Annotated in this window: 24 protein-coding genes and 1 tRNA gene; 5 read left to right on the top strand and 20 right to left on the bottom strand. The window is 73.6% G+C overall.

The window, feature by feature from the left end:
* Positions 1-91: 91 nt before the first annotated feature.
* From ACYVID_RS14355 to ACYVID_RS14325, 7 genes are all read right to left on the bottom strand, one after another.
* Positions 92-466: a hypothetical protein gene (locus ACYVID_RS14355; protein WP_460738167.1), complete on the bottom strand. Its 375-nt coding sequence runs from the start codon at positions 464-466 to the stop codon at positions 92-94.
* 852 nt (positions 467-1318) lie between these two features.
* Positions 1319-1392, bottom strand: a tRNA-Met gene (locus ACYVID_RS14350).
* 51 nt (positions 1393-1443) lie between these two features.
* Positions 1444-4395, bottom strand: a complete 2952-nt coding sequence (locus ACYVID_RS14345) for a UPF0182 family membrane protein (protein ID WP_460738165.1) — start codon at positions 4393-4395, stop codon at positions 1444-1446.
* The gene (locus ACYVID_RS14340; RefSeq protein ID WP_300639502.1) at positions 4392-4991 is read right to left on the bottom strand and encodes a PPA1309 family protein; all 600 of its coding nucleotides are present in this window, start codon (positions 4989-4991) and stop codon (positions 4392-4394) included. The genes ACYVID_RS14345 and ACYVID_RS14340 overlap by 4 nt, the downstream gene beginning before the upstream one ends.
* Positions 4988-6040 (bottom strand): YlbL family protein, encoded by a 1053-nt coding sequence (locus ACYVID_RS14335; protein WP_460738163.1) that lies wholly within the window; start codon positions 6038-6040, stop codon positions 4988-4990. Before ACYVID_RS14335 ends, ACYVID_RS14340 begins: the two co-directional genes overlap by 4 nt.
* A 97-nt stretch (positions 6041-6137) precedes the next feature.
* Entirely contained in the window at positions 6138-6365 is a 228-nt protein-coding gene (locus tag ACYVID_RS14330) for a hypothetical protein (protein WP_460738161.1), read from the bottom strand.
* Positions 6366-6441: 76 nt separating this feature from the next.
* Positions 6442-6915: a molybdenum cofactor biosynthesis protein MoaE gene (locus tag ACYVID_RS14325; RefSeq protein ID WP_460738159.1), complete on the bottom strand. Its 474-nt coding sequence runs from the start codon at positions 6913-6915 to the stop codon at positions 6442-6444.
* Between the two features lie 42 nt (positions 6916-6957).
* Here ACYVID_RS14325 and ACYVID_RS14320 point away from each other — a divergent pair, with 42 nt between their 5' ends.
* A complete protein-coding gene (locus ACYVID_RS14320) occupies positions 6958-8412 on the top strand; it encodes a zinc-dependent metalloprotease (protein ID WP_460738157.1) in 1455 nt (484 codons plus the stop codon).
* Positions 8409-8972 (top strand): NUDIX hydrolase, encoded by a 564-nt coding sequence (locus ACYVID_RS14315; protein WP_460738155.1) that lies wholly within the window; start codon positions 8409-8411, stop codon positions 8970-8972. Before ACYVID_RS14320 ends, ACYVID_RS14315 begins: the two co-directional genes overlap by 4 nt.
* An 11-nt stretch (positions 8973-8983) precedes the next feature.
* Here the strand turns inward: ACYVID_RS14315 and ACYVID_RS14310 are convergent, their stop codons facing one another.
* The 3 genes from ACYVID_RS14310 to ACYVID_RS14300 form a co-directional block, all read right to left on the bottom strand.
* Positions 8984-9505: a M48 metallopeptidase family protein gene (locus ACYVID_RS14310; RefSeq protein ID WP_460738153.1), complete on the bottom strand. Its 522-nt coding sequence runs from the start codon at positions 9503-9505 to the stop codon at positions 8984-8986.
* A gap of 97 nt (positions 9506-9602) precedes the next feature.
* Positions 9603-10658: a PHP domain-containing protein gene (locus ACYVID_RS14305; RefSeq protein ID WP_460738151.1), complete on the bottom strand. Its 1056-nt coding sequence runs from the start codon at positions 10656-10658 to the stop codon at positions 9603-9605.
* A 339-nt stretch (positions 10659-10997) separates the two neighbouring features.
* Complete coding sequence (locus ACYVID_RS14300; protein ID WP_460738150.1) at positions 10998-11822, bottom strand: enoyl-CoA hydratase/isomerase family protein; 825 nt, start codon at positions 11820-11822, stop codon at positions 10998-11000.
* A 194-nt stretch (positions 11823-12016) separates the two neighbouring features.
* Between ACYVID_RS14300 and ACYVID_RS14295 the strand changes: the two genes are divergently transcribed.
* Positions 12017-12175: a DUF5679 domain-containing protein gene (locus tag ACYVID_RS14295; RefSeq protein ID WP_091115022.1), complete on the top strand. Its 159-nt coding sequence runs from the start codon at positions 12017-12019 to the stop codon at positions 12173-12175.
* A 140-nt stretch (positions 12176-12315) separates the two neighbouring features.
* Entirely contained in the window at positions 12316-13278 is a 963-nt protein-coding gene (locus ACYVID_RS14290) for a TOMM precursor leader peptide-binding protein (protein ID WP_460738148.1), read from the top strand.
* Here ACYVID_RS14290 and ACYVID_RS14285 read toward each other — a convergent pair.
* The 6 genes from ACYVID_RS14285 to ACYVID_RS14260 all read right to left on the bottom strand — a co-directional run bounded on the left by ACYVID_RS14285 (position 13209) and on the right by ACYVID_RS14260 (position 16861).
* On the bottom strand, positions 13209-13370 hold the full coding sequence (locus ACYVID_RS14285) for a hypothetical protein (protein ID WP_460738146.1): 162 nt from the start codon (positions 13368-13370) through the stop codon (positions 13209-13211). The two genes, ACYVID_RS14290 and ACYVID_RS14285, sit on opposite strands and share 70 nt — an antisense overlap.
* 155 nt (positions 13371-13525) lie before the next feature.
* On the bottom strand, positions 13526-13681 hold the full coding sequence (locus ACYVID_RS14280; RefSeq protein ID WP_460738144.1) for a hypothetical protein: 156 nt from the start codon (positions 13679-13681) through the stop codon (positions 13526-13528).
* A 75-nt stretch (positions 13682-13756) separates the two neighbouring features.
* Positions 13757-13921, bottom strand: a complete 165-nt coding sequence (locus ACYVID_RS14275; RefSeq protein ID WP_300639540.1) for a hypothetical protein — start codon at positions 13919-13921, stop codon at positions 13757-13759.
* Between the two features lie 75 nt (positions 13922-13996).
* The gene (locus ACYVID_RS14270; RefSeq protein WP_460738142.1) at positions 13997-14284 is read right to left on the bottom strand and encodes a WhiB family transcriptional regulator; all 288 of its coding nucleotides are present in this window, start codon (positions 14282-14284) and stop codon (positions 13997-13999) included.
* A gap of 116 nt (positions 14285-14400) precedes the next feature.
* Positions 14401-14604: a hypothetical protein gene (locus tag ACYVID_RS14265; protein WP_460738140.1), complete on the bottom strand. Its 204-nt coding sequence runs from the start codon at positions 14602-14604 to the stop codon at positions 14401-14403.
* 205 nt (positions 14605-14809) lie between these two features.
* A complete protein-coding gene (locus ACYVID_RS14260) occupies positions 14810-16861 on the bottom strand; it encodes a UvrD-helicase domain-containing protein (protein ID WP_460738138.1) in 2052 nt (683 codons plus the stop codon).
* Positions 16862-16939: 78 nt separating this feature from the next.
* On the opposite strand from ACYVID_RS14260, the gene ACYVID_RS14255 reads away from it, so the two are divergent.
* Entirely contained in the window at positions 16940-17197 is a 258-nt protein-coding gene (locus tag ACYVID_RS14255; protein WP_300639553.1) for a mycoredoxin, read from the top strand.
* A gap of 23 nt (positions 17198-17220) precedes the next feature.
* Here the strand turns inward: ACYVID_RS14255 and nudC are convergent, their stop codons facing one another.
* The 4 genes from nudC to ACYVID_RS14235 are packed head-to-tail and all read right to left on the bottom strand — an operon-like array spanning position 17221 to position 25341.
* Positions 17221-18153: an NAD(+) diphosphatase gene (nudC, locus tag ACYVID_RS14250; RefSeq protein WP_460738136.1), complete on the bottom strand. Its 933-nt coding sequence runs from the start codon at positions 18151-18153 to the stop codon at positions 17221-17223.
* Entirely contained in the window at positions 18150-18791 is a 642-nt protein-coding gene (locus ACYVID_RS14245; RefSeq protein WP_460738134.1) for an SDR family oxidoreductase, read from the bottom strand. The genes nudC and ACYVID_RS14245 overlap by 4 nt, the downstream gene beginning before the upstream one ends.
* Positions 18792-18823: 32 nt before the next feature.
* A complete protein-coding gene (locus ACYVID_RS14240) occupies positions 18824-22054 on the bottom strand; it encodes an ATP-dependent helicase (RefSeq protein WP_460738129.1) in 3231 nt (1076 codons plus the stop codon).
* Entirely contained in the window at positions 22051-25341 is a 3291-nt protein-coding gene (locus ACYVID_RS14235; protein ID WP_460738127.1) for an ATP-dependent helicase, read from the bottom strand. The genes ACYVID_RS14240 and ACYVID_RS14235 overlap by 4 nt, the downstream gene beginning before the upstream one ends.
* Positions 25342-25361 lie beyond the last annotated feature (20 nt).

Below are 25361 nucleotides of genomic sequence, written 5' to 3'. Positions count from 1 at the left end.
CCTACCACCGGCGCCGTCGACAGCCCGGTCTCGGACGATTGACCCCCGTCGAGTACGAAACCATCATGACCACCAAAGCCGTCCAGGCTGCCTAACCCGAACTGTCACCTGATCGTGCAGCAGTCCCTGAGACTCTTCGCCCCTTCTGCGCATTCGCACACGTGCAGCCGGCCAGTCGCCGCTTCATCCGTCCGGCGCGGAGGCAGGTCGCGATCGCCTTGAGGTCACCGGCCATGGCGGCTGCCCAAGCTCGCTCATGCAGCATGTCCAGGTCGTTCATCGTCTCGGCGAAGTAGGCGGAGGCCTTCTGGTCCTGAATGCGCCCGAGGGTCCTATCGACCGCCTTCCATGCGCCTGACCTGTTGGCGAAACCCAGAGCTTGTGAGATGTCGTCGTAGCTCGAGCCTGCTAGACGCATCTCGACCGCGACCGCTGCCCGGTAGCGGGCAGACGCCAGATCACTCATCTCTCAAGCCCTCAAGTTCATGTGTGTTTCCTGCCTGGTTTCCATGGTCTGGCCACATCTCGGAGACGCCAAGGATTTCGTCGCGGAACTTCGCGTGCGACGCAGGAGTGCGCCGCTGACGCGGCGCACTGGCGTGCGCGAGCTGCCCGTGAAGTCAGAACGCTGGCTCCTCGTCGGGCCACGAAGCACTCCAAAAAGTGAGCCGGCCGGTAGTGCGGGCTTGGGGGGGTTGATTGTGGTGGGCACACTTCGCCCTAACCCATCCCATAGGGCCAAAAGCGGTGTCCACCGTTGACAGGGCGGGAGGGTCTCGCACCCTCTTCCATCTCTTCACGGGGTACAAGCCGGTGCCAGATTTAGCTTGGCCGGACCCTTGATCCCTACAGGAGTGAAGTTACCGAGCCGGGGTTCTCCCCCGGACCTAGCGCGGGCTACAGATCCGACGCCTCGCGCCCCTGGGGGCTCGGATGCGGGGTTGTCTCTCCCCGACTGACTCGTTGCTGTCGCGGCGCTCCGAGACGACAGCGGGACGTCGGCTCCACGGCCACCGAAGTGGGCGTGCTTCCTGGACCCAGGTTCAGCCCGATCCTGACCAATGTCACGCGTTGTCGACAGAAGGTTTTCGCTCGTCTGCCCACGTGCTCGCCGACCCGCACAGGGAAGCCGGGACCCCGCTCATCAGACCCAGAAACACCATGAAACGAGCTGATCCGCGGTGGGTCAGTGGGAGACGTTGATGACTGCGATCCAAGCGCCGTCTGCGGACAAATTGCCGACAAATTGCTCCGGAGACGGCCAGAGGCCGCTCCCGGATAACTCCGAAAACGGCCTCTGACCTGCGGTTTTACTTTGTAGCGGGGGCAGGATTTGAACCTGCGACCTCTGGGTTATGAGCCCAGCGAGCTACCGAGCTGCTCCACCCCGCGTCGGTGAACCCCACGTTACACAGGGCCCACCGACACGGCCAAATCGGGGTCCTACCGCAGCGCGAGCGCCTGCTCGATCAGCTGCTGCGCCCGCTCGACGTTCTCCTGGTACGCCGCCAGGTCGCCCTCGGCGAGGGCCTCGTCGGCTGCGGTGAACGCCTCCTCGGCGCGGGTGAGCAGCTGCTGGATCTGCTCGGCGGCCGAGCCCTCCAGCGGCGGGTCGGTCTCCTCGGGCTGCTCCGGCTCCGGGTCGACGTTGCCCTCGGTCGGGTCCTCCGGCTCGGGGTCGACCGAGCCCGTCCCGCCACCGGCGTTGGTGAGTAGGTCCTGCAGCGAGAGCCGCAGGGTGGAGCCGATGCCGATGTCGTCGCCGTACTTGGTGAGCACGAAGCGCAGGATCGGGAAGCTGGCGTCGGAGAGCTGGCGGGCGGCGTACACGGGCTGGACGTACATCAGCCCGTCGTCGACAGGCAGCGTCAGCAGGTTGCCGTAGACCGGCCGGGCGCCCGAGCGGTCGAACTGGGCCAGCTCGAAGGCGACCTCCTCGTCGGAGGCGAACTGGTTGGCCACCAGGTTCGGGCCCGGGGTCTGCTCGTTGGGCAGCTCCAGCACCCGCATCGTGCCGTAGTCCTCCGACGTGGCGTCGGAGTCGACGGAGACGAAGGAGGCCAGGTTCTCGCGGCGGAACGGCGTGTAGACCGAGGTCAGCGAGAAGGTCTCCTCCTCACCGGCCACCGTCGGGCCGTCGACGAAGAGGCGGTACGGCGGCTGGAAGGTCCGCTGCGCGTACGGGTCCTCAGGGACCTCCCAGCGGTTGTTCGACTGGTACCAGTCACTGGGGTCGGTCACGTGGTAGCGCGCCAGCTGGAAGCGCTGGACCTTGAACAGGTCCTCGGGGTAGCGCAGGTGCTCGCGCAGCTCGTCGGGGATCTCCTCGATCGGCTGCACCACGCCCGGGAAGGCCGACATCCACGCCTTCAGCAGGGGGTCCTCGGTGTCCCACTCGTAGATCACGACCTCGCCGGTGTAGGCGTCCACGGTCGCCTTCACGGCGTTGCGCATGTAGTTGATCTGGTCGGTGGGGATCGTCTGCAGACCCGTCGTGGCGTCGGCCAGCGCGTCGTCGATCATGTCGGAGTAGGAGTCCTTCTCCGCGCCCGGGAACCGGTCGGTGGTGGTGTAGCCGTCGAGGATCCACTGGATCCGGCCGTCCACGATCGCCGGGTAGGGGTCGGAGTCCACGGTCAGCCACGGGGCGACCTTCTGCAGCCGCTCGGTGGGGTCGCGGTCGAAGAGCACCCGGGAGTTCTCGTTGACCCGGTCCGAGAGCAGGAAGTTGGTCTCGCCGAACTTGATGGCGAACATCAGCTTGTTCCAGGTCGAGCCCACCGGGGCGTCGCCCTCGCCCTCGAACGTCGTCGAGGCGCCGACCTCCGATCCCTGCAGCGGCAGGTTGAGCTCGTAGTCCTCGGCGTCCGGGCTCGGCTTGCCGACGATGGAGTACTCCGGGCTGTTCTCGCCGTAGTAGACCCGGTCCTCGTAGCCGCCGGTGGCCTCCTGCAGGTCGTTCTCGTTGGCCTGCGTGCCCTGCGCCCACTCCAGGCCCGCGGCGGTGTCACCGGCCGACTCGGTGTCGAGCTGGCTGCGGTCGTCGCGCCCGCGCTGGTTGGCGTACGCCGCGATGATGCCGTTGCCGTGGGTGAAGACGGTGTGGAGGTTGGTCCAGTTCTGGTCCGAGATGCCGTCCTGGTTGAGCTCGCGGACCCCGAGCACGAGCGCCCGGTCGGTGCCGTCGATCTCGTAGCGCCCCACGTCCAGCACCGGCGCCACGGAGTAGTAGCCGCGCACCTGCTGCGTCTGCTCGAAGGCGGCCCGCACGACCTGCGGGTCGACCAGCGGCGTGGACTTGGTCTGCCCGTCGAGCGAGGCCAGCGTGGCCCCGATCGACGCCTCCGGCGTGTAGGGCTCGATCTGGACGTCGGTGAGGTCGTAGGCCGCCCGGGTCGCCTCGATGTTGCGTCCGATGTACTCGCTCTCGCGGTCCAGCTCGGAGGGGCGGACCTGGAACTGCTGGACGATGCCGGGCCAGATCAGCCCGAGCAGGATCGCCGAGAGCGCGAGCAGCGCGACGCCCATCGAGGGCAGCATCCAGGTGCGGCGCCACACGTTGAGGAAGAACAGGATCGCGCAGATGACCGAGATGCCGATGAGGATGTTGCGCGCCGGCAGCACCGCGTTGTCGTCGGTGTAGGTGATGCCGGTGATCAGGCTGCCGGTCTCGCTGGGCAGGTCGAAGCGGTCCAGCCAGTAGTCCACGCCCTTGGCCAGCACGAACAGGCCGACCAGCAGCGAGAGCTGGGCCTGCGCGGCGCCGCTCATCCGCTCCCCGGCCGAGGCCTGCAGCGAGATGCCGCCGTACAGGTAGTGGGTCAGTGCCGCGGCGATCACCGAGAGCACGAGCACGGCCATCGCCAGGTCGACGACGAAGTGGTACCAGGGCAGGTCGAAGACGAAGAAGCCGATGTCGCGTCCGAAGTAGAGGTCCTCGCTGCCGAACTCACCGCCGTTGCGCCACAGCAGGAAGGTGCGCCACTGGCCGGCGCCGGAGGTGCCGGTGAAGACCAGCAGCACCGCGCCGATGCCGAGCACCACCCAGCGGCGGATCGGGGTGATCGCGTCGCGGTAGCGGCCCATCCCGTTGGGGTCGCCCATGCCGACGAAGATCGGGCGCAGCCGGAAGGCCAGCACGATGTTGAGGCACACCACGAGCGCCATCACCAGACCGGTTGCGACGAAGAGGCCGACCCGGGTCCACAGCAGGGTGGAGAAGACCTCGCCGTAGCCGCCGGAGACGTACCACAGCCGGTCGGTGTAGAAGCCGGAGAAGGTCGTGAGGCCGAAGAAGGCGACGACCAGCACCACCCCGGTGATGACCAGCGCCCGCGAGCGCGGGTTGCGGGTCGGGGGCGGGGGGAGGTCGGGGGTCTCCGCAGTGCTGCTCACGGTCGATCGTGCTCCTCGTCGGTCGGGTCGGTCTCGGCCAGCGTCGCCGCCAGCAGCTCGAGCAGGGCGGGCACCAGGTCGGTCCCTCCCACCACCTTGGTGTCGTCGTCGTGGCTGCGGAAGCGCATCGCGCAGTACGTCGCGCCCGCGCGCGTCGCACCGGCCACCAGGCGCAGCTCCTGGCGGTGCGGGTGGGAGGCGGCGTACGACGCTGCCTCCGCGGGGTCCTCGGGGATCTCGGCGTCGGCCTCGGGCGGCAGCACCGTGCGCTCGACCACGGCCGCGCAGCCGGTGACGTCCGCCGGCCACGTGATGGTCTCCAGCGAGCGCTCCAGCGCGGTGCGGGGGTCGAGCCCGTCCTGCTCCACCGCCGTCAACGACCCCTGCTCGGCAGCGTCGTCCAGGCCCATCGCGGCGGCCAGCGCGGGCTCGCGCTGCACCAGCTGCGCGGTGTCGACCAGCGCGAAGAGCTTCGCCGGCTGGTCCCAGCCCAGGGTGCTGGCGTGCTGCTCGATCTCCAGCACCGCCGAGGCGAGGGCCGGGTCGACGTCGAGGTCCCCCACGCGCGGGGTCTCGGGGTCCAGGGGCTCGCTCACGCGTCCTCCTCGCAGGTCGGCAGGTCGGCGTCAGGGTCCTCGGCCCAGGCCTGGACCGAGGACAGGGCGTCCTCGAAGGTCTCGACCCGCACGAGGCGTGGGGCGCCGTCGTCGACCTGGGCGGCGTCGGCGCAGTTGTCGGCCGGCACGAGGAACAGCTCGGCACCGTCGCGCTCGGCGCCGGCGATCTTCTGCTGGATGCCGCCGATCGGGCCGACGGCACCGTCGAGGTCGATGGTGCCGGTGCCGGCCACCGCTCCCCCGCCGGTCAGCGAGCCCTCGGTGAGGGTGTCGTAGATGCCGAGGGCGAAGATCATGCCCGCAGAGGGGCCGCCGATGTCGGGGTCGATGTTGACCGACACCGGGAACGGGTAGCGGAAGCCCTGGCCGGGGGTGAACCCCACCCGGACCACACCGTCCTCCTCCTCGCGCGGCGTGACCGAGACGGTGCGGCGCTCCCCGTCCCGCTCGAGCAGGAACGTGACCTGCTCGCCGGGCTCGGTGCCCTGGATGGTGCGCACCATCTCCTCGGCGTCGGTGATCTCCTCGCCGTTGACCCGCAGCAGCACGTCGCGCACCTCCAGGGCGCCGTCGGCGGGCGAGTCCGGCACGACGAAGGCGACCTGGAGGGTCGGCTCGACCTCGTAGTCCAGGGCCCGCAGCGCGTTGGCGATCGCGACGTCCTGGCTGGTCACCATCGAGACCGCGCCCTCGCGCTCGTCCTCCTCGGGGGTGACGTCCTCGGGGTGCACGTAGTCGTAGGGGTAGACCGCGCGGTCGCCCGACCACCACGCCGACATCAGCTCCGGCAGGCTCAGGCGGTCCCCGACCGGGCTCACGCTGACCGTCGTCAGGCGCAGCTGGCCGTTGTCGCGGAAGGTCTTCACCCCGCGGACCGCGATCGTCTCCGACCCGTTGGGCTGGTCGAGCACGTCCACGGTCGGTCCGGGGGCGTACGTCGCGTACGGCAGCTCGGTGAAGGCGGCCGCCACGAGCATCGCCAGCACCAGGGGCACCGCGAGGAGCGCGGCCAGGGTGCGCTGGGACATGAGGTCACCCTCTCATCCGGCGCCAACCGGGCGTGCACGGTCCTGCCGAGTCCTCAGCAGACCCTCAGACGGGCCGGCGGGGTCCCCGACCAGGTCATCAGTCGCCGCGCCCGCGCGAGCGCCGTACCGCGATGCCGGTGCTGCGGTCGCGCTCGGGCCGCGCGGCGGCGTACCGCACCGGGGTCCCGGAGGAGAGCCCCTTCTCCAGGCGGCGCAGCAGGACCTCGCGGTCGGGCTCGGGCCGCTCGCGACCGACCCAGCCGACCCAGCACATCGCCACGACCGTCACCAGGGCGGCGGGCAGCAGCCAGAGCAGGATCTCCACGACTCGCAGGCTAAGCGAGAGCGGGTACGTCGTCGCGCAGGCGTGCCGCGTCCACCCGAGACCCGTCGGTCGCGGCTCAGGGGGTCCCGACCCACTCCTCCTCGCCGTCGGCGAAGCGCTGGTGCTTCCAGATCGGCACCTCCGCCTTGAGGGTGTCGATCAGGTCGCGGCTGGCGTCGAAGGCCTGGCCGCGGTGGGCCGCCGAGGTCGCGACGACGACCGCGACGTCGCCGATCGCCAGGGCGCCGACGCGGTGGACCGCGGCCACGGCGCGCACCTCGTGCCGGGCCGCCACCTGCTCGCAGACGTCCCGCAGCCGCGCGAGCGCGGTCGGGTGGGCGGAGTAGTCGAGCGACAGCACGCCGCGGCCGCCGTCGTGGTCGCGCACGCGCCCCACGAAGAGCGTCTCCCCACCGGCGTGCTCGTCGGCGATGGCGGCCAGCACCTCCGCCACGTCCAGCGGGGTGTCGCGCACGTCGACCAGGCGCACGCGGGACGACGGGTCCGGGGTCGCGCCCACGGGCTGGTCCTGGGGCTGGGAGTCGGTCACCGGCACACCGTAGCGAGTTGCCGCCCGGCGTACCGTGGACCCATGAGCAGTGGCGACGACGGCACAGGCGAGCACGAGGGCCGCGGCGAGGACGAGCAGCCCAACCCCTTCAAGGGCACGCCGTTCGAGCAGCTCTTCGGCGGCATGGCCGGCGGCGGGCTCGGCGGTGGCCTGGGCGGCGCCTTCGGCAAGGACTTCCAGCAGCAGTTCCAGGCCTTCGGGCAGCAGCTGGGCGGCGCGGGCGGGCAGATGCCCGACCTCGGTCAGCTCTTCGGCCAGATCCAGGCGATGCTCCAGCCCTACGACGGCCCGCTGAACTGGGAGCTGGCGCTCGACACCGCGCGACGGGTCGTCGCGCAGCAGCCCGACCCCAGCCCCACCCAGAAGCAGAAGGACGCCGTCGCCGACGCCGTCCGGCTGGCCGACCACTGGCTCGACGACGCCACGGACCTGCCCTCCGGCATCACCAGCACCACCGCCTGGTCCCGCGCCGAGTGGGTCGTGGAGACCGCCGCGGTCTGGCGCCACCTCGTCGAGCCGATCGCCGCCCGCTCGGTCGACGCGCTGTCCGACGCGCTGCCCGAGGAGGCCCGCGCCATGTCCGGGCCGCTGCTGGGCATGCTCGGCAAGGTCATCGGCGGCATGCTCGCCTCGCAGGTCGGCTCGGGCCTGGGCACCCTGGCCCAGGAGGTGCTGAGCGTCTCCGACGTCGGCGTCCCGCTGGCCCCGGCCGGCCGGGCCGCGCTGGTGCCGGCCAACGTCGCCGCGTTCGCCGAGGGCCTCGACGTCAGCGACGACGACGTGCTGCTCTACCTCGCACTGCGCGAGGCCGCCCACCAGCGGCTCTTCGCCGGCGTCCCGTGGCTGCGCGAGCACGTGGTCGAGGCGGTCACCGACTACGCCAGCGGCATCCAGATCGACACCGACGCCATCCAGGAGCGGGTCGAGGAGCAGCTGCGCGGCATCGACCCGACCGACCCGGCCGCCATGCAGCGCCTGGTCGAGGGCGGCATGTTCGACATCCCCAAGTCGCCGGTGCAGCAGGCCGCCCTCCAGCGGCTGGAGGTCGTCCTTGCGCTCGTCGAGGGCTGGGTCGACGAGGTCGTGGGCCAGGCCACGGCGCAGCGGATGCCGTCGGCCACCAAGCTCCAGGAGGCCGTGCGCCGCCGCCGCGCCGCCGGCGGTCCCGCCGAGGACACCTTCGCCGCACTGGTCGGGCTCGAGCTGCGCCCGCGGCGCCTGCGCGACGCCTCCACCCTGTGGGGCTCGCTGCGCACCCGGCAGGGCATCGAGGGCCGCGACGGCGTCTGGATGCACCCGCACCTGCTGCCCACCGCGGCCGATCTCGACGACCCCCTGGGCTTCCGCGCCGACGCCACCGCGCCGGACTCGCTGTCGGAGGAGGACTTCGACGCCGAGCTGCGCAAGCTCCTCGACGGCCCCGACGAGGGCGACGGCGGCGAGGGCGGGACCGGCGACGGTTCCCCGACCGCGTGAGCCTGCACGCGGACGCCCTGCACGCCGACGCACTGCGCACCCTCGACGGCTGGACGGCACCGGACGCCGCCCAGGAGGCGCTGCGCACGCGCTTCGTCGGGCACCTGCGCGCCCACGAGGACGGGGTGGCGCGGTCCTGCTTCCCCGACCACCTCACGGCCGGGGTCCTGGTCGTCGACCGCACCGGCGAGCACGTGCTGCTCAACCTGCACCGCAAGGCACGTCGGTGGTTCCACTTCGGTGGCCACCTCGAGCCCGGGGACGCCACGCTCCTGGCCGCCGCCCGGCGCGAGGGGCTGGAGGAGTCGGGGCTGGCCGAGCTGAGCGTGGACCCGGGGCCGGCCCAGCTCAGCGAGCACACGGTCGCGTTCTGCGACCCCCGCGGCCCGGTCCAGCACCTCGACGTCCGCTACGTCGCTCGGGCTCCGCTCGCGGCGCGGCCGGAGACCAGCGAGGAGTCGCTGGACGTGCGGTGGTTCCACCTCTCGGCGCTGCCGGAGCTCGAGGACGAGATGCACGCGCTCATCGCGCTGGCCCGGTCGGGGTCCGCCGCCCGCTGAACCAGGCGGGCTCAGTCGACGTGGCCCTCGGGCAGGTCCTCCAGCTTGGCCGCGGCCGACCAGCCCATGAGGTAGCCCTTGGCCCGCTCGGCCTGGGGGTAGCGGTCCACCCAGGCCCAGAAGCTGTCGTTGTGGTGGGTCTCGATGAGGTGCGCCAGCTCGTGCACCAGGACGTAGTCGATGACCCAGGTCGGCATGCCCTGCAGCCGGGTAGAGAGCCGGATGGTGCGGTCGCCCGGCGTGCAGGAGCCCCAGCGGCTCGACTGGTTGTCCACCCAGCGCACCGACTCGGGCACGGCGATCCCGCCGAGGTAGCGGTCCGACAGCGACAGCGCGCGCTCCATCAGCGCGTCGTCGCTGGGCCGGCGGCGTGCCTCGGCCCGCTCGATCCGGGCCACCATGGTGTCGACCCACTCGGCCTCCTCGGCCCGGGTCAGGGTGGCCGGCACGAGCACCACGATCCGGTCGCCCTCGCGGTAGGCCGAGACCGTACGACGGCGGCGCTTGGACCTGCGCACCTCGACCGCCGTCATGGCTCGACACTAGCCCGGCGCGCCGCCCGCGCCGGGGACCTCGCCGGACACCCGCGCCGACCTGTGCGACCTGTACCCGGCCCGGACCCGGTCCGGGTCAGACCGCGGCCCACTCCAGGAGCCGGTCCTTCGGCCAGGTCGTGACGATCCGGTCCGGCTCGATGCCCGCGGCCGCGGCCCGCTCGGCGCCGTACGCCAGGAAGTCCAGCTGGCCGGGCGCGTGCGCGTCGGTGTCGATCGCGAACAGGCACCCCAGGTCGCGGGCGAGCTCCAGGAGCCGGGTCGGCGGGTCGCGCCGCTCGGGTCGGGAGTTGATCTCGACCGCGGTGCCGGTCTCCGCGCACGCCTCGAAGACCGCGCGGGCGTCGAACTCCGACTCGGGGCGCTTCCCGCGCCCGCCCGTGACCAACCGGCCGGTGCAGTGGCCCAGGACGTTGACGAAGGGGTTGTGGACCGCGGCGAGCATCCGTCGGGTCATCGCGTCCGCGTCCATCCGCAGCTTGGAGTGGACGCTGGCCACCCGGACGTCGAGGCGGGCGAGCAGCTCGTCGGTCTGGTCCAGCGACCCGTCGTCGAGGATGTCGACCTCGATCCCCTTGAGCAGGGTGAAGCCCTCCCCCGCGCCCGTGGCGTCGAGGTGGTCGTTGACGGCGTCGACGACGTCGAGCTGGCGGGCCAGCCGCTCGGCGGAGAGCCCGCGGGCGACCTTGAGACGCGGCGAGTGGTCGGTGAGCAGCTGGTACTCCCGGCCCAGCTCCATCGCGGTGAAGGCCATCTCCTCGATCGGCGAGCCGCCGTCGGACCAGTCGGAGTGCGAGTGCAGGTCCCCGCGCAGCTGCGCGAGCAGCTCGGAGCCCCCCTGGGCCAGCGGGCCGCCGTGCTCGGCCTCGAGCCGCGCCAGGCGGTCGGGCAGGACGCCGCGGACCGCGTCGGCGACCACCGCGGCCGAGCTCGCACCGATCCCGGGGATCGAGGAGAGGGTGCCGGCCTCGACGTGGGCCGCGACGTCGTCGGGGTCCAGGGGCAGCAGCGCGGCGGCGGCACCGCGGAAGGCCTTGACCTTGTAGGTGTCCTCCCGGCCGCGCTCGAGCAGGAACGCGACCCGGCGCAGGGCGGCGATCGGACCGTCGGCGTACTCCTGCGGTCTGGTCATGGCCCCCATCCTCTTCCCTCCACACCCGGTGGAGGAACGTCCGCCCAGGTCAGGTGCGGCGACGGGCGTTGCGGCCCGTCGCTCCTCCACAGGTCCCGCCCACAGGCACGCGGTGCTCCTCCACGGGTTCCGGGCGTGTCTCCACAGCGTCGTCCACAGCGTCCTCCACAGGGTGGGGAGGCGAATCGCCGCGCCGCGTTGACCCCGCTCGCCACCGACGCCTAGCGTCCCGCGCAGACGGGCCCCCGGGTCCGGCTCCGGAGGTCCGCAAGGGGAAGGCAGACCTACGGTGCCGGCCGGGGGCCCGCACCAGCTCTCGGGGCAGGAGCGCAGCCGGGGTCAGACCCCGCGGAAGTGGGGCGCGCGCTTCTCCTGCGCCGCCGCGATGCCCTCCTGCAGGTCTGCGGTGGCGAGCGTGACCGGCTGCGCGAGCGCCTCCCACTGCAGCGCCGCCTCGAAGTCGGCGTGCCCGCCGTCGAGCAGCGCCAGCTTGGTCAGCCGGCTCGCGATGGGCGCGGTCCCCGCGATCCCCCGGGCGGTCTCGAGGACCTCCTCGAGGAAGGTCCCGGGCGGGAGCACCCGGGAGACCAGACCGAGCCGGACCGCCTCGTCGTCGCGCACCAGGCGCCCGGTGAGCAGCAGGTCCCGTGCCGCGGCCACCCCGACCGCCTCGGGCAGCAGGTGGGTGCCGGCCATGCCGGGGTGCAGCCCGAGCCGCACGAACGGGACACCCATGCGCGCGCCCTCCGCGGCGTACCGGATGTCGCAGGCCAGGGCCAGGCAGAGCCCGGCCCCGATGGCCGGACCGTTGATCGCCGCGATCGTCGGCACCTCCAGGCGCCGGATGCTCAGCCACGCGCGGTAGAAGGGCAGCATCCGCGAGCGCAGCCGGTCGACCCCGGCCTCGGGCTCGCTGGCGATCCACGCGGTGTCGCCGCCGGAGGAGAACGCGCTCCCCTCCCCCGTCACGACCACCACGCGCACGGTCGGGTCGACGGAGAGAGCCTCGAGCGCCGCCACCCACGAGGAGGTCATCTCCTCCGACATGGCGTTGCGCATGTCGGGGTTGTCCAGGACCAGGACGGCGACCCCCTCGGAGGGCCGCTCGAGGCGCAGGTGGGACAGGGCGGGGACCGGAGCGGGCCCGGGCGTCGAGGTGCTCATGGCACCCCATCCAACCAGCGTCCGGCTCCCCCGCGCCGACACGCTCGGCGCACCGCTGGGGGGCGCCTGTCGCACGCCTGGCTGAGCGTGCCGTAGGGTCGTCTCGGCCGGCGGCAGACCGCCTGGCCCCGGCGGGCTTCCCCTCACTCTCCCCGCCGCGACGACCGAAGTGAGACAGAGGCAAGGAGGCCGTCATGGCGGAGACCTGGAGCGGCGAGTTCTACTGCGTGAAGTGCAAGGAGAAGCGCGAGGCGGAGGGGGAGGTCAAGGTGAACGACAAGGGCACCCGCATGGCCAAGGCCGTGTGCCCCGTCTGCTCGACCAACCTCAACCGGATCCTCGGCAAGGCCTGAGCCTCACCGGGAGGACCACCCAGGACCGGCACACGCCTCACGGCGGGTGCCGGTCCTGTGCTTTCCGCCCCCGGGCATGGAGCCCGGCGGCCTGTGGAGGAGCGGCGGCGCCGACGTCACGGACCGGGTAGACCACGGTCATGACCCCGACCCACGCACCGGCCGGTCCGCTCCCCGGGCAGCCGCGGCTGCTGCCCGGCACCGCCGTGGCCCGACGCGACGCCCAACACCTCCAGGTCGGCCTCGACGCACGAGCCGCCGTCCTGCCCGACACCCCCGAGGTACGCCGGGTGCTCAGCGCCCTGCAGGAGGGATCGCCGCTCGCGGCCGACCTGCGTGACTCCCCCGGCACCGCCCTCGCCCTGGGCCGGCTGCACACCGCCGGACTGCTCGTCGACGGTCCCGCCCTGCGCACCAGCCTGGCGTCGTACGCCGCCGGGCCGGTCGAACGCGCCGCCCTCGCGGCCACGTGGTGCGCGGACCCGGCCGGCGCCGCGGCGCGCTGGGCCGTACGCCGCCAGGCGGTCGTGGCCGTGGACGGCCCCTCACCGGAGCGGGTCACCGTGGAGCGGCTGCTGGCCACCGCCGGCGTCCCGACCCGCACCGGGCCACCCGACGTGGTGCTGGTGCTGCGGGAGCGACAGCCGCACCGCTCCGAGGTCGACACCCTGACGCAGCAGGACCGCCCGCACCTGCTCGTGCACGGCGAGCTCGACCACGTCGTGCTCGGACCGTTCGTCGCGCCGGGCCGCACCGCCTGCCTGCGCTGCCTCGATGCGCACCTGGCCGACCTCGACCCACGCCGGCCGCTGGTGCTCGAGCAGCAGACGGACGTGACCGCACCCGTCCCGCTGGACCCCGTGCTCTGGCAGCTGGCACTGGCCTGGGCGGTCCGCGACGTGCTGCGCTGGGTCGACGGGGAGCGGCCGAGCACCTGGTCGGCGACGGTGCGACTGGGCCCCGACCCCTCACCGCAGCGGCAGGAGTGGCTGCGGCACCCGCGGTGCGGCTGCGGCTGGGCCGAGCTGGCCGCTCACCAGTGCTCGGGGGCCAGCTTGCCCTCCATCGAGCGCAGGTGCTCGCGCGAGCAGGTCTCGCAGTAGCGGTGTCGTCGTCCGTCCTCGACCGCGGTGCTCCAGCGCAGGACCGCGGCCTCGTCGTCCTCGCGCCGACCGCAGAAGTCGCAGGTGAGCATGCTGGAGCCTACGACGCCGAGGCTCCGCCCGCGGTGCGTCGGTGTCCCGAAATGCCGGGAAGCCGGGGCCCCGACGGACTCTCCGTCGTTGCCCCGGCTCCCGGGTGGCACCCGCGATCAGGTGCCGATGGTGTCGTGCCTGCAGCCCGTCCTCGTCAGAGGGCGCGGGCGAGGGCGAGCCTCGCCTGCTGAGCGGCGACCTCGGCCTTGCGGCCCAGGCGCTTGGCACGGGCCAGCTGGTGGCCCCGTCGCAGCTCGTGCGCCTCTCCCAGGCGCGCGGACATTTGCGCGCGGGCCAGGTTCTCGTTCATGAGTTCCATGGTGGTGCTCCGGATCGTGTCGTTGTGCATGTCAGGTGGTCTCTTCTTCGTGGTGCGGTGCTGCGCTCAGAGCGCTCGGGCGAGGGCGAGTCGAGCCTGCACGGCGGCGTGCTCGGCGCGTCGGCTGAAGCGGTGGGCTCGAGCGAGCTCGTGGCCCTGGCGCCGGCGCTGCGCCTCTCCCAGGCGGGCGCTGATCTGCGCGCGAGCCAGGGTCTCGGTCTGCGGGAACATCTCGTGGTCTCTCTCTCGGGTGGTGCGGTGGGTGGTGCTCGGAGGGTGGTGCGGTGGTGCGGGTGCTACGGCGGCTCAGGCGGCCACGGGGTTCTTCCGCGGGCGGCCGCGGGGCCGCTTGCGCGGGATGACGACTCCCTGCAGGAAGAGCTCTCCTCCCCAGACCCCCCACGGCTCGCGGCGCTCCAGGGCGCCGGTGAGGCAGAGGCTGCGGACGGGGCACTCCACGCAGAGCGCCTTGGCGCGCTCGACGTCGGCCGGGGTCTCGGCGAACCACAGCTCGGGGTTGTTGACCCGGCAGGGCATGGTCTCGTCGTCGACCTTGGCGAGCTCGTCGTGCAGCTCGAGGACACTGACAGTCATCGGTTCGATCACCTCCTCTCGTGGGACTGGTCGCAGCTCGACTGGTCCGGGAAACACGAAGGCCGCGGATCCCGGTGTCGGGTTCCGCGGCCTGGAGGTGCCGGTGACTGTTGGTCTCAACAGGTCGGTGGCCTCCAGGCGTTGTCACCCGGGATGTAGATGGCGAAGACGCCGGTCTTGGCGCCGCGATCACGCACGACGGCCGGCACGGCAGCACCCTCGAGGAGGGAGCCCTGGACCTGGGTCCAGCGGTGGCCGCATGCGGGCATGCCGAAGCGCGACGGGGTCTGAGCCGTCGTCTGGCGCGTGATGTTCTCCATGGGGTCCACCTCCTCAGGTGCGTCTGGCGCGGGTCTTGTCAGGACCGTGGTGCGCGGGTGTTCAGGGCGTGATCAGGAAGGTAGTGCCTGCACGATGTAAGGAGCAAACCATTTATTGACTATTTCTTGATTTTCTCCTGGCAACCTGCGGCCACGGGCCACGAGGGGGCAGCCCGAGCGGCTCCGGTGCCGGCGACCGCTGCGCTCAGGCGAGCAGCCCGAGCACGTCCTCGCCGTACTTCTCCAGCTTCGAGCGGCCGATGCCACTGATCTTGAGCAGCTCGCGCTCGGTGGTGGGGCGCACCTCGGCGATCAGCTGCAGCGTGGCGTCGTTGAAGACCACGAAGGCCGGCACCTTCTCCTCGTCGGCGCGCCCCTTGCGCCACTCGCGCAACCGCTCGAAGAGCTCCTCGTCGTAGGAGGCGGGACAGTCCTCGCAGCGCGCCCGCTTCTTCTCCGCCGGCGTGGTCAGCGGACGCCCGCACTCGCGGCAGGTCATCGCCCCGCGGCGGCGCGCGCTCGGCTCCGCCGGGCGAGCCGACTCCGGGAGCACCGGGTCGAGGAAGCGCGAGGGCTTGCGGTTGCCGCGGCCGCCGGGGTTGCGCGCCGCGGACCACGACAGCCGCAGCGTGCGACGCGCGCGGGTGATGCCGACGTAGAGCAGCCGACGCTCCTCCTCGATCGCGGCGGGGGTGTCGGCGTAGGTGATCGGCAAGGTGCCGTCCTGCAGGCCGACGCAGAACACGACGTCCCACTCCAGGCCCTTGGCGGCGTGGAAGGTCGCCAGCGTGACGCCCTCGGCGACCGGTGCGTGCTGCTCGGCGGCGCGGCGGTCCAGCTCGTCGACGAAGGCGTTGAGCGGGTCCTCCTGCGCGGTGCCCTCGCCGGCGGCGTACTCCTCGGCCTGGTCGACCAGCGCCTGCCAGGACTCCCACCGGTCCCGGGTCTGGCCGCGGGCGCGCGGCGGCTCCGGCGTCCAGCCCATGCCCGCCAGGGTCGAGCGCACGGTCTCGACCAGGTCCTCTCCCGGCGCGCTGCGGGCCGCACCACGGATGCGGGTCACGGCCTCGCGCACCTCGGGCCGCTCGAAGAAGCGGCCGGCGCCCCGGATGACGTAGGGCAGGGAGCGGGCCGAGAGCGCCTCCTCGAAGGCCTCGGACTGCGCGTTGATCCGGAAGAGCACCGCGATCTCCGACAGCGCGACACCCTCGTCGCGCAGCGCCAGGACCCGCGCTGCCGTGGCCTCGGCCTCGGCCACCTCGTCGGGCTGCGGGGCGAACTCCACCGCCGCGCCCGCCGGCTGCTCCGAGCGCAGGGCGACGCCCTGGCTCGGGGTGCCGGCCAGCAGCGTCGTCGCGGTGCGGACGATCTCCGGGGTCGAGCGGTAGTTGCGCACCAGCTCCACCGACGTGGTGCCGGGGAACTTGCGCGGGAAGTCGCGGAGGTAGTCGGCGTTGGCGCCGGCGAAGGAGTAGATCGTCTGGGCGGGGTCGCCCACCACGCAGATCTCGTCGCGGCCGCCGAGCCAGAGGTCCAGGAGCGCGGACTGCAGCGGCGAGACATCCTGGAACTCGTCGACGACGAACCACTTGTACTGCCGGCGGACCTGCGCCGCGACCCGCTCGTCCTCGGCCAGCAGACCGGCGGTGAGCAGCAGGACGTCCTCCATGTCCATCCGGCCCTCGGCGCGCTTGACGTCCTCGTAGGCGCCGAAGACCCGGCCCACCGTCTCGGCGTCCAGCCCGCTCACCTCGCGCCCCCGGGCCGTGGCGATGCGCGCGTAGTCGTCGGGGCCGACGTTGGAGACCTTGGCCCACTCGACCTCGGAGGCGAGGTCGCGCAGCTGGGCCTGGTCGGCACGCAGCCGCTGGCGCCGGCAGGCGCCGGCGAGCATCCCGATCTTGGACTCGGTGAGCACCGGCAGGTCGACCCCGTGCACGTGCGGCCAGAAGTACCGCAGCTGGCGCAGCGCGGCGGAGTGGAAGGTGCGCGCCTGGACCCCGCCGGCCCCGAGCGTGCGCAGCCGGGAGCGCATCTCCCCGGCGGCCCGGGTCGTGAACGTCACCGCCAGGACCTCGGTCGGCGCGTAGGTGCCGGTCGCGACGCCGTGGGCGATGCGGTGGGTGATCGCCCGGGTCTTGCCGGTGCCGGCACCGGCCAGCACCCGCACCGGGCCGCGCAGCGCCTCGGCCACCGCCCGCTGCTCGGGGTCCAGCGCGTCCAGCAGCGCCTCGGCACGGGTGGGGGCGGGGGGCATCGGCGGGAACAACTCCGGGTCGTGTGAGGTTGTCGGTGGGAACGGCCACCAGCCTAGATCGAGGAGGGGACAGCCCCGATGAGCGCGTCCACAGCCAGCGTGACGATGTACAGCACCCCGTGGTGCGGCTACTGCCACCGCCTGAAGAGCCAGATGGACCGCGAGGGCATCGCCTACTCCGTCGTCGACATCGAGCAGGACCCCGACGCGGCGCTGATCGTCGAGCAGGTCAACGGCGGCAACCAGACGGTGCCGACGCTGGTGTACTCCGACGGCACCGCACAGACCAACCCCTCGCTCGCGCAGGTCAAGGAGAAGCTGGCCGCGCTGGCCTGATCACACCGGCCGCGCGGCCGTGGTCACCACTGACCCGGCAGGGGTCCGCCGTACCAGTGCTCGACCAGCGAGCGGCTGATCGAGACCCCGCCGGGCAGCACCAGCGTGCCCGCCTCCGCCTGCTCGCGCATCTCGGCGCGGGTGAACCAGCGCGCGTCCTCGAGCTCGTCGTGGTCGACCTCGATCTCGGTGCTGGTCGCGCGCCCGACGAAGCCGAGCATGAGGCTGGCGGGGAGCGGCCACGGCTGGTTGCCGAAGTACTGCACGTCCCCGACGCGGACCCCGGTCTCCTCGAGCACCTCGCGCCGCACGGCGTCCTCGAGGGTCTCCCCCGGCTCGCAGAACCCGGCCAGCGTGGAGAAGCGGCCCTCGGGCCAGACCGCCTGGCGGCCCAGCAGGCACCGCTCGTCGTCGCTGCCTGGCTCGCCGGCGGCCACGACCATGATCACGGCGGGGTCGGTGCGCGGGAACTGCGGCTTGCCGCACTGGGTGCACACCAGCTCGTGGCCGGAGCGGCGCGGCTCCAGCGCCCCGGCGCAGCGCGGGCAGTAGCGGGTCACGAAGAGCCACTCGGCGAGGCCGAGGGCGTGGAAGACCAGCGGGGCGTAGGCCAGCGCGTCGTCGGCGAGCGCCGGCAGCAGGCCGCGCAGCGGCAGCCATCCCTGACCCTGCTTCGACACCGCGGCGTCGGTGACGACCGCGAACCACGCCCGGTCCTGCCACTCGCCCAGCAGCACGCGCAGGTCGCCGGGTCCGTCGGGGGCCTCGGCCGGGGAGATCCAGTCGACCCGGCCGTCGACCGGACGGATCCGGGTCCCGGAGACGACCAGCACCCGGGTCGTGGGGTCGGCCCAGCGCTCCTCGAGCCAGGCGTCGTCGGCGCGACGCAGGGCCGCACGGTCGTGCGCGTCGGCGGCCATCCTCAGGTGGGCGTACGACGGTGCAGCACTGCTCACGGGTGGCTGACCTCCGCCTGCCAGGCCGCCTCGTCCTGGCGGGTGGCGGCCAGGATCGCGGCCGCGACGCCGTCGGGGCTGAACGTCCCCTCCTTCGCCAGGGCTCCGCGCACGGTGACCGAGACCGCGCGCATGCCCTCGGCCTGCAGGGTGCGGTCGAGGGAGAGCACGAGGTTGCGCAGGCCGGCCTTCTGCACGCCGAGCGAGGCGGCGACGTGGTTCGGCTCGTCGGCGGCCATCGACCCCGTGGCACTGACCCGGGCTCCCGGGCCCATCCACGGGTGGGCGGCCTGCACGGCCGTCAGAAGCGTGCCGACCCCCAGCCGCACGTCGGCCAGCAGGTCCTCGACGGTCAGGTGCAGCGGGTCGGCCTCGCGGTAGGCGCTGGGGTTGACGTGCAGCACGTCGACCCGGCCCAGCCGCTCGGCGACGTCGGCCACGGCCTGCCGACCCGCGACAGGGTCGGACACGTCGGCGACCCGGCGCTCGACCCGGACTCCGGTGAGCGTGGCGGCGAGGTCGGCCAGCACGGCCTCGTCGTTGCCGACCAGGCCCACCGACCAGCCCTCCACGGCGTACAGCCGGGCCAGCGAGCCGCTGACCCCCGGTCCTGCCCCGACGACCACCACAGCGCTCATGGCCCGAGACTAAACCGCGGCCAGGACTCGCCTCAGGACTCCCCGAGGAGCGCCTCGAGGGCCGTTCGACCGGGCAGGTCGGCAGGCTCCTCGACGGTCCCGGTGCGCACGTAGTAGAACGCCGCGCGCACCTGCTCGGGATCGAGGTCGTGCAGCTCGGCCCAGGCCAGGCGGTAGAGCGCGAGCTGCAGCGGGTCGGCGTCGGCCCGGCGGTTGGTCTTCCAGTCGACCAGGAGGTAGCCGCCGTCCGGCTCGCGATAGACCGCGTCGATCCGCCCCCGCACCACCTGCCCGGCCAGCACCAGCGAGAACGGCGCCTCGACCCGGTGCGGCACCCGTGCTCCGAAGGGGCCGGTCTCGAAGGCCGTCACCAGCTCCTGGAGGTCCGACTCGTCGTCGATGCCGGCGTCGCCGCGACCCGGGAGCTCGTCGGGGTCGAAGAGGTCCTGCTGTCCGAAGCGCGCCTCCACCCAGGCGTGGAACCGGGTGCCGAAGCGCGCGGCGGACGACGGCGGACGAGGCATGGGGCGCGCCAGGTCGCGGGCGAAGCCGTCGGGGTCGTCGCGCAGCCGCGACATCGCGGTCGCCGAGAGGCTCGCCGGCAGCCGCACCCGGGTGAGGGCCGCCCGGTCGCGCCGCGCCTCGGCCAGCAGCCGGTCGAGCTCGACGTCCCACTCGGCCACCCGCGCCGCCTCGATCATGTCCAGGCCCTCGTCAGGCGCAGCGGGCTCGGCGGCGCGGACCCGGCGGGCGGCCTCGCGGCGCAGCAGCGCCTCCCGGCCGGCCGTGGTGACCGGCCAGGGGCGGGAGGAGTCGACGGCGGCGTAGGGGTTGGGGTCGCCCTTCACCGGCTTCTCGCGCCAGGTGCCCGGCGGGGTCCCCCACTCCTCGAGCTGCTCCTTGAGCACCCGCTGGTAGGCCGAGGGGCCGAAGGGTGTGGCGCGCTCGGACCAGCAGTACGACGTGACGCAGAGCCGGTGGGCGGCGCGGGTGACCGCGACGTATCCCAGGCGCAGCTCCTCCTCGGCGTCGTGGTCGCGGGTCGCCTGGCGGTAGGCGTCGAGCGCGGCCTTGTCGTGGCCGAGCAGCTGCGGCTGGTCGGCGGCGTCGCCGCGCAGGGGCGCGGGGAGCACGGCCGGCGAGGAGGTCCACAGGGTGCGCGAGCGGTTGCTGGGGAAGCGGCCCTCGCAGGTGCCGACCAGGAAGACGGTGTCCCACTCCAGGCCCTTGGAGCGGTGGACGGTGAGGAGCTTGACGGAGTCGGCGAGCGTGGGCGTGGCCAGGTCCAGACCGTTGCCCTGGTCGTCCTCGGCGGTGAGGTAGGCGAGCAGGGCAGGCAGGGTCACGGCGCCGTCGACGGCCTGGAAGTCCGCGACCGCGCGCACGAAGAGGTCGAGGTTGTCGCGGCGCGCCTCGGCTGCGGGGCTGACCGCGGAGGCGAGCTCGACGTCGGCACCGGTGACGTCGAGGATCCGGCGCACCACGTCGAGCAGGGGCTCGCCCACCACCGAGCGCAGCAGCCGCAGCTCGGCGGCCAGCAAGGCGAACCGCTCGCGGGCCTCCTCGGAGTAGGGCCGGTCGCCGGGGTCTGCCAGCGCGTCGTCGAGCGAGGGCACCTCGGCGGGGTCGACCCCGTCGGCGATGGCCACCAGCTCCTCCAGCGCCGAGGCGTGGCGGGTGCGGGCCGAGAAGCCCGCCAGCTCGCGGGCGCGCTCGGCCAGCAACCGCAGGTCGCGCGGGCCGACCGCCCATCGCGGCCCCGAGAGCAGCGTGAGCAGGGCGTCGTTGGCCGTGACGTCGTGCAGCAGGGTCAGGCAGGCCACGACCTCGGCGACCTCGGGGAGCCGCAGCAGCCCCGACAGGCCGACGATCTCGACCGGGACCCCGGCGGCGGTGAGGGCGTCGAAGACCTCCGCGGCGTGCTGGTTGTCGCGGCACAGCACCCCGACGTCGGACCACCGGCCGCCGCGCTCGTGGACGGCCACGACCTCCTGCGCCAACCAGGCCAGCTCGTCGGCGTGCGTCTCGTGCACCGCGACCTCGACCGTGCCGTCTGCCGCGCCGGGCTTGGGCTCCAGCGGCTCGACCTGCTGGTAGGCCTCGAGCAGCGGACCGGCGAGCCGGTTGGCGACCTCGAGGATGCGGCGGTCCGAGCGGCGGTTGACCGTGAGGGGGTACGTCGGGACCGGCCCGCCGTCAGCGGCCGGGAAGGTCTCCCCGAACCCGAGGATGTTGGAGACCGAGGCGCCCCGCCAGCCGTAGATCGCCTGGTTGGGGTCGCCGACGGCGGTGACCGCGTGCCCACGGCCGTGCTCGGGGTCGGGCCCGGAGAAGAGGTGGCCCAGCATGACCGCCTGCGCGACGGAGGTGTCCTGGTACTCGTCGAGCAGGACGACCTTGAAGCGGGCCCGCTCCGCGGCGCCCACAGCCGGCTGCTCTCGCGCCAGCCGTGCGGCCAGCTCGATCTGGTCGGAGAAGTCCATGAGGCCGAGGTCGGCCTTGAGCCGGCGGTAGCCGCCGACCAGGCCGAGCAGCTCCGCGCGGCGGTCGAGGGCGTGGATCGCCTTCTCGGCTGCCTCGCGCCAGGTCTTGCGCCCCTTGCCGGCCGCCTCCTCCTCGATCGCGCGGAGGAACCCGCGGCGGGCGTCCTCGTCGGTGCGCCGCACGTCGTCGGGACCGACCAGGTGCTCGCTCATCGCGCTGTCGAGGGCCAGGAGGTTCTGGATGACCGTGGGCGGGTGGTCCGACAGCGCGCGGACGTCGCCGGTCCAGCCGTCGACCACCCGGGCACCGAGCTGGTAGCGGGCGGCGTCGGTGATGACGCGGGTGTCGGGCTCGTGGCCGATGAGCAGCCCGTGCTCGGAGAGCAGCTGGGCGGCGTAGGCGTGGTAGGTCAGCACGGTCGGCTCGAGGGTGTCGTCGGGCGCCTCCCCGTCCGGCGGGACCTCGGTGTCGGCGTCGAGGACGCCTGCGGCGCGCAACGCCTCGCGCACCCGCTGGCGCAGCTCGCTCGCGGCCTTGGTGGTGAAGGTCAGGCCGAGGACCTCGTCGGGGCGCACCTGGCCGGTGAGCACCAGGTGCACCACGCGGGCGGCCATCAGCGTGGTCTTGCCCGAGCCGGCGCCGGCCACGACGACCGCCGGGGCCAGCGGCGCCGAGATCGCCCGCCACTGCTGGGGGCTCGGCGCGTAGGGGGTGCCCATCGCGCGCTGGAGGTCCTCGGGCGTGCGGATCTCCAACGGCCCGTCGGCGAGCAGGCTCACGGCGCCCCCACCACCGGTCCGGCGGACTTGATCGGGCACAGCGGCACGAAGGGGCAGTCGCGGCAGTGCGCGCCGGCCACGGCCGGGAAGCTCTCCTGGCGCAGCATCACCGCAGCGTGCTGGAGCCGGCGCAGCAGCTCCTCACGGGCGGTCCCGCCGTCGGGCTGGACGTCCTGCAGCTGCACGGTCGCGGTCTCGGAACCGTCCTCGAGGCCGAGCTGCACCAGCTCGGCGCCGCCCGCCACGCCGGGGCTGCCGGTGTGTGCGGCGAGCACCTCGTCGACGGCCCCGCGGTCCACGGCGTACTGGTAGAGGCCGAGCTGGAGGTGCTGCTGCACGGCCGGGCCCGTGGGCGCCGAGCGCCCGGTCTTGAGGTCGACCACCACGACCCGGCCGTCGTGGTCGAGCTCGACCCGGTCGGCGTACCCGATCAGCCGGACCCGCTCGCCGTCGGGCAGGTCGACCTCGGTGGTGAAGCGGGACTCCGTGCCGACCAGGGCACGGGGGTTGGCGTGGTGCCAGCGCAGGAAGCGGGTCAGCGCGACCCGGATGCGCTCGTGCTCGCGGGCCCGGGACCACGGCGTGCGGAACTCGAGCCGGCCCCACACCGCGTCGACCTGCTCCATCAGCAGCGCCAGGCCCTCCTCGTCCGGCGCAGCGTCGAGCTCACCGGTCGAGACGCGCTCGGCGAGCGCGTGCACCATCTGGCCGAGGTTGGCCGACTGGTGGGAGCGCACCACCCCGCCCGCCTCGTCGGCCAGGAACCAGCGGGTCGGGCAGAGGCCGAGCGCCTCGAGGACCGACGCCGAGACCGGGACGGGTTGCTCGGGGTCGCGCACCGGCTGCGGGGACAGCGAGGCCGCGCGGGTGCCCCACCAGGCGCCGGGGTCGGCCTGGGGGACGAGCGGCCGGATGCGGTCGCCGCTGCCGACGTGCTCCCCCGCCAGCCGGCGCAGCCTTCGGGCCGCCGCCTCGCGCAGCGGCTCGCTGGTGTCGGGGTCGGCCAGGGTGCGGCGCAGCTCGGCCACGAGCCCGTCCATCGACAGCGGTCGGCGGGGGCGGCCGACGACCGCCTCGACGCTCACCCCGAGCTCCTCGAGGAAGCGGGAGGGCTGCTCGCCCTCATCGTCGGGCGAGGCCACCGCGGTCACGACCAGCCGCTCACGGGCGCGGGTGCAGGCGACGTAGAAGAGCCGGCGCTCCTCCAGCAGCAGCTCGCGTCGACTGACCGGCGGCACCAGCTTACCCGCACCGATCCGGTCGGCCTGCAGCAGCGTCGAGCGTCGGCGCAGGTCCGGCCAGGCGTCCTGCTGGACGTGGGCGACGACGACCAGGCGCCACTCCAGGCCCTTGGAGCGGTGGGCGGTGAGCAGCCGCACGGCGGACCCGCGCGAGCCGCGCTCGGCCAGGGTGTCGGCCGGGATCTCCTGCGCGACGAGCGTCTCGAGGAAGGTGCGCACCCCGAGGTGGTCGCGCTGCTCCTCGGCCCGGGCGGCCACCTCGAAGAGGGCGCAGACCGCGTCGAGGTCGCGGTGGGCCCGGCGTGCGGCACCACCACCGCTCTCGACGGCCCGGCGCAGCCGCTCCGGCCACGGGGTGCCGGACCACAACCGCCAGAGCAGGTGCTCCGCGGACTCGCCCTCCTCCAGCGCGGCCCGGGTGCTTGCGAGCAGGTCGGCGACCGCGCGCACCCGGTCGACCTCGGGGGCCTCGGGGCCGTGGGGCAGCCCGGCGAGGACGGCGGGGTCGAGGACGCACGCGCGCAGCAGCTCGCGGGAGGGTCGGGGGGTGCGCTCCTCGCGGTGGGCGCGCTCCTTCTCGCGGGTGCGCAGGCGTCGCGCCAGGCGGCGTACGTCGCCGGCGTCCAGGCCGCCCAGCGGACCGGTCAGCAGCGCCTCGGCCCGGGCCGGCCCGACGTGGTCGGGGTGGGCGGGGTCCTCCTCGTGCAGGTGGACCACCGCGCGGAGCGCGTCGAGCAGCGGGAGCACGGCGGGGTCGCGGACCAGCGGGAGCTCGTCGCTGGCGACCTCGACCGGGACGCCGGCCGCGGCCAGCGCGCGCCGCAGCGGCGGGATGGTGCTGCGGCCGGAGCGGACCAGCACCGCCATCTCGTCCCAGTCGATCCCGTCCTCGAGGTGCGCGCGGCGCAGCAGGTCGGCGAGGTGCTCGGCCTCGGCGCGCTCGGTGTCGAAGGTGCGCACCGTGACCCGGCCCTCGACCGTCGCCTCCGAGCGCGGCATGAGGAACGCCTGGCGGGCGGCCTCGTCGATCGTGCCCGGCAGGCCGAGCCGACCCGCCACCCGCTGGGCGGCGACCAGCAGCCGCGGCCCGAAGCGGCGGGTGGTGCGCAGCGCCACCACCGGGGCCGGCCGGCCCTCGGCGGTCGGGAAGGCCGTGGGGAACTCGAGGATCCCGCGCACCTCGGCCCCGCGGAAGGCGTAGATCGACTGGTGCGGGTCACCGACGGCCACGAGGTCGCGGCCGTCGCCGGCCAGCGCCCGCAGCAGGGCGACCTGGCCGGGGTCGGTGTCCTGGTACTCGTCGACGAAGACGTGCCGCAGCCGCGCCCGCAGCTGGTCGCGGTGGACCTCGGCCTCCAGGGTCGCGCGGCGGATCAGGTCGGGGTGGTCCGTGGCGCCCTGCGCGTCGAGGTTGGTGAGGTAGGCGTCGAGGAAGAGCCCGGCCGCGACCAGCTCGGGGGCACCGTGCTCGCGGCCGAGGCGCGCGAGGTCGGGCCCCTCCAACCCCTTCTCGCGGGCGCGCGAGAGCACGGCGTGCACCTCCTTGGCGAAGCCGCGGGTGCCGAGCGCGTGCTCGAGCGACTGCGGCCAGCGCACCGACTCCGGGGTCTGCGCGAGCAGCTCGCGCAGCACGACGTCGCTCTCGGGCGCCGAGAGCAGTCGCAGCGGCGACTCGTAGAGCTCGGCCGGCGCGAGCTCGCGGATCAGGCCGTAGGCGAAGGAGTGGAAGGTCGAGGCCAGCGGGGTGCTCATCGTGCGCCCGAGGCGTGCCGTCACCCGGTCGCGCAGCTGCTCGGCGGCCTTGCGGGAGAAGGTCAGCGCCAGCACCTGCTCGGGCCGCGCACCGTCCTCGATGCGCCGGGCGATCGCCTCCACGAGCGTGGTCGTCTTGCCGGTCCCCGGACCGGCCAGCACCAGCAGCGGACCGCCCGCGTGGTCGACCACGCGCTGCTGGTCGACGTCGAGGCGCGGTCGCTCGGTCGCCGCCGGCGCGCGCTCCAGGACGTACGCCGGCCCGGTGGCGGTCACGCGGTCGACTGGGGGCACCGGGCCATCAGACCATCCGG

This window comes from Nocardioides ginkgobilobae (assembly GCF_054781275.1).
Note: the sequence above shows the minus strand (reverse complement) of the source record. Positions and strands in the feature narration are given on the sequence as shown.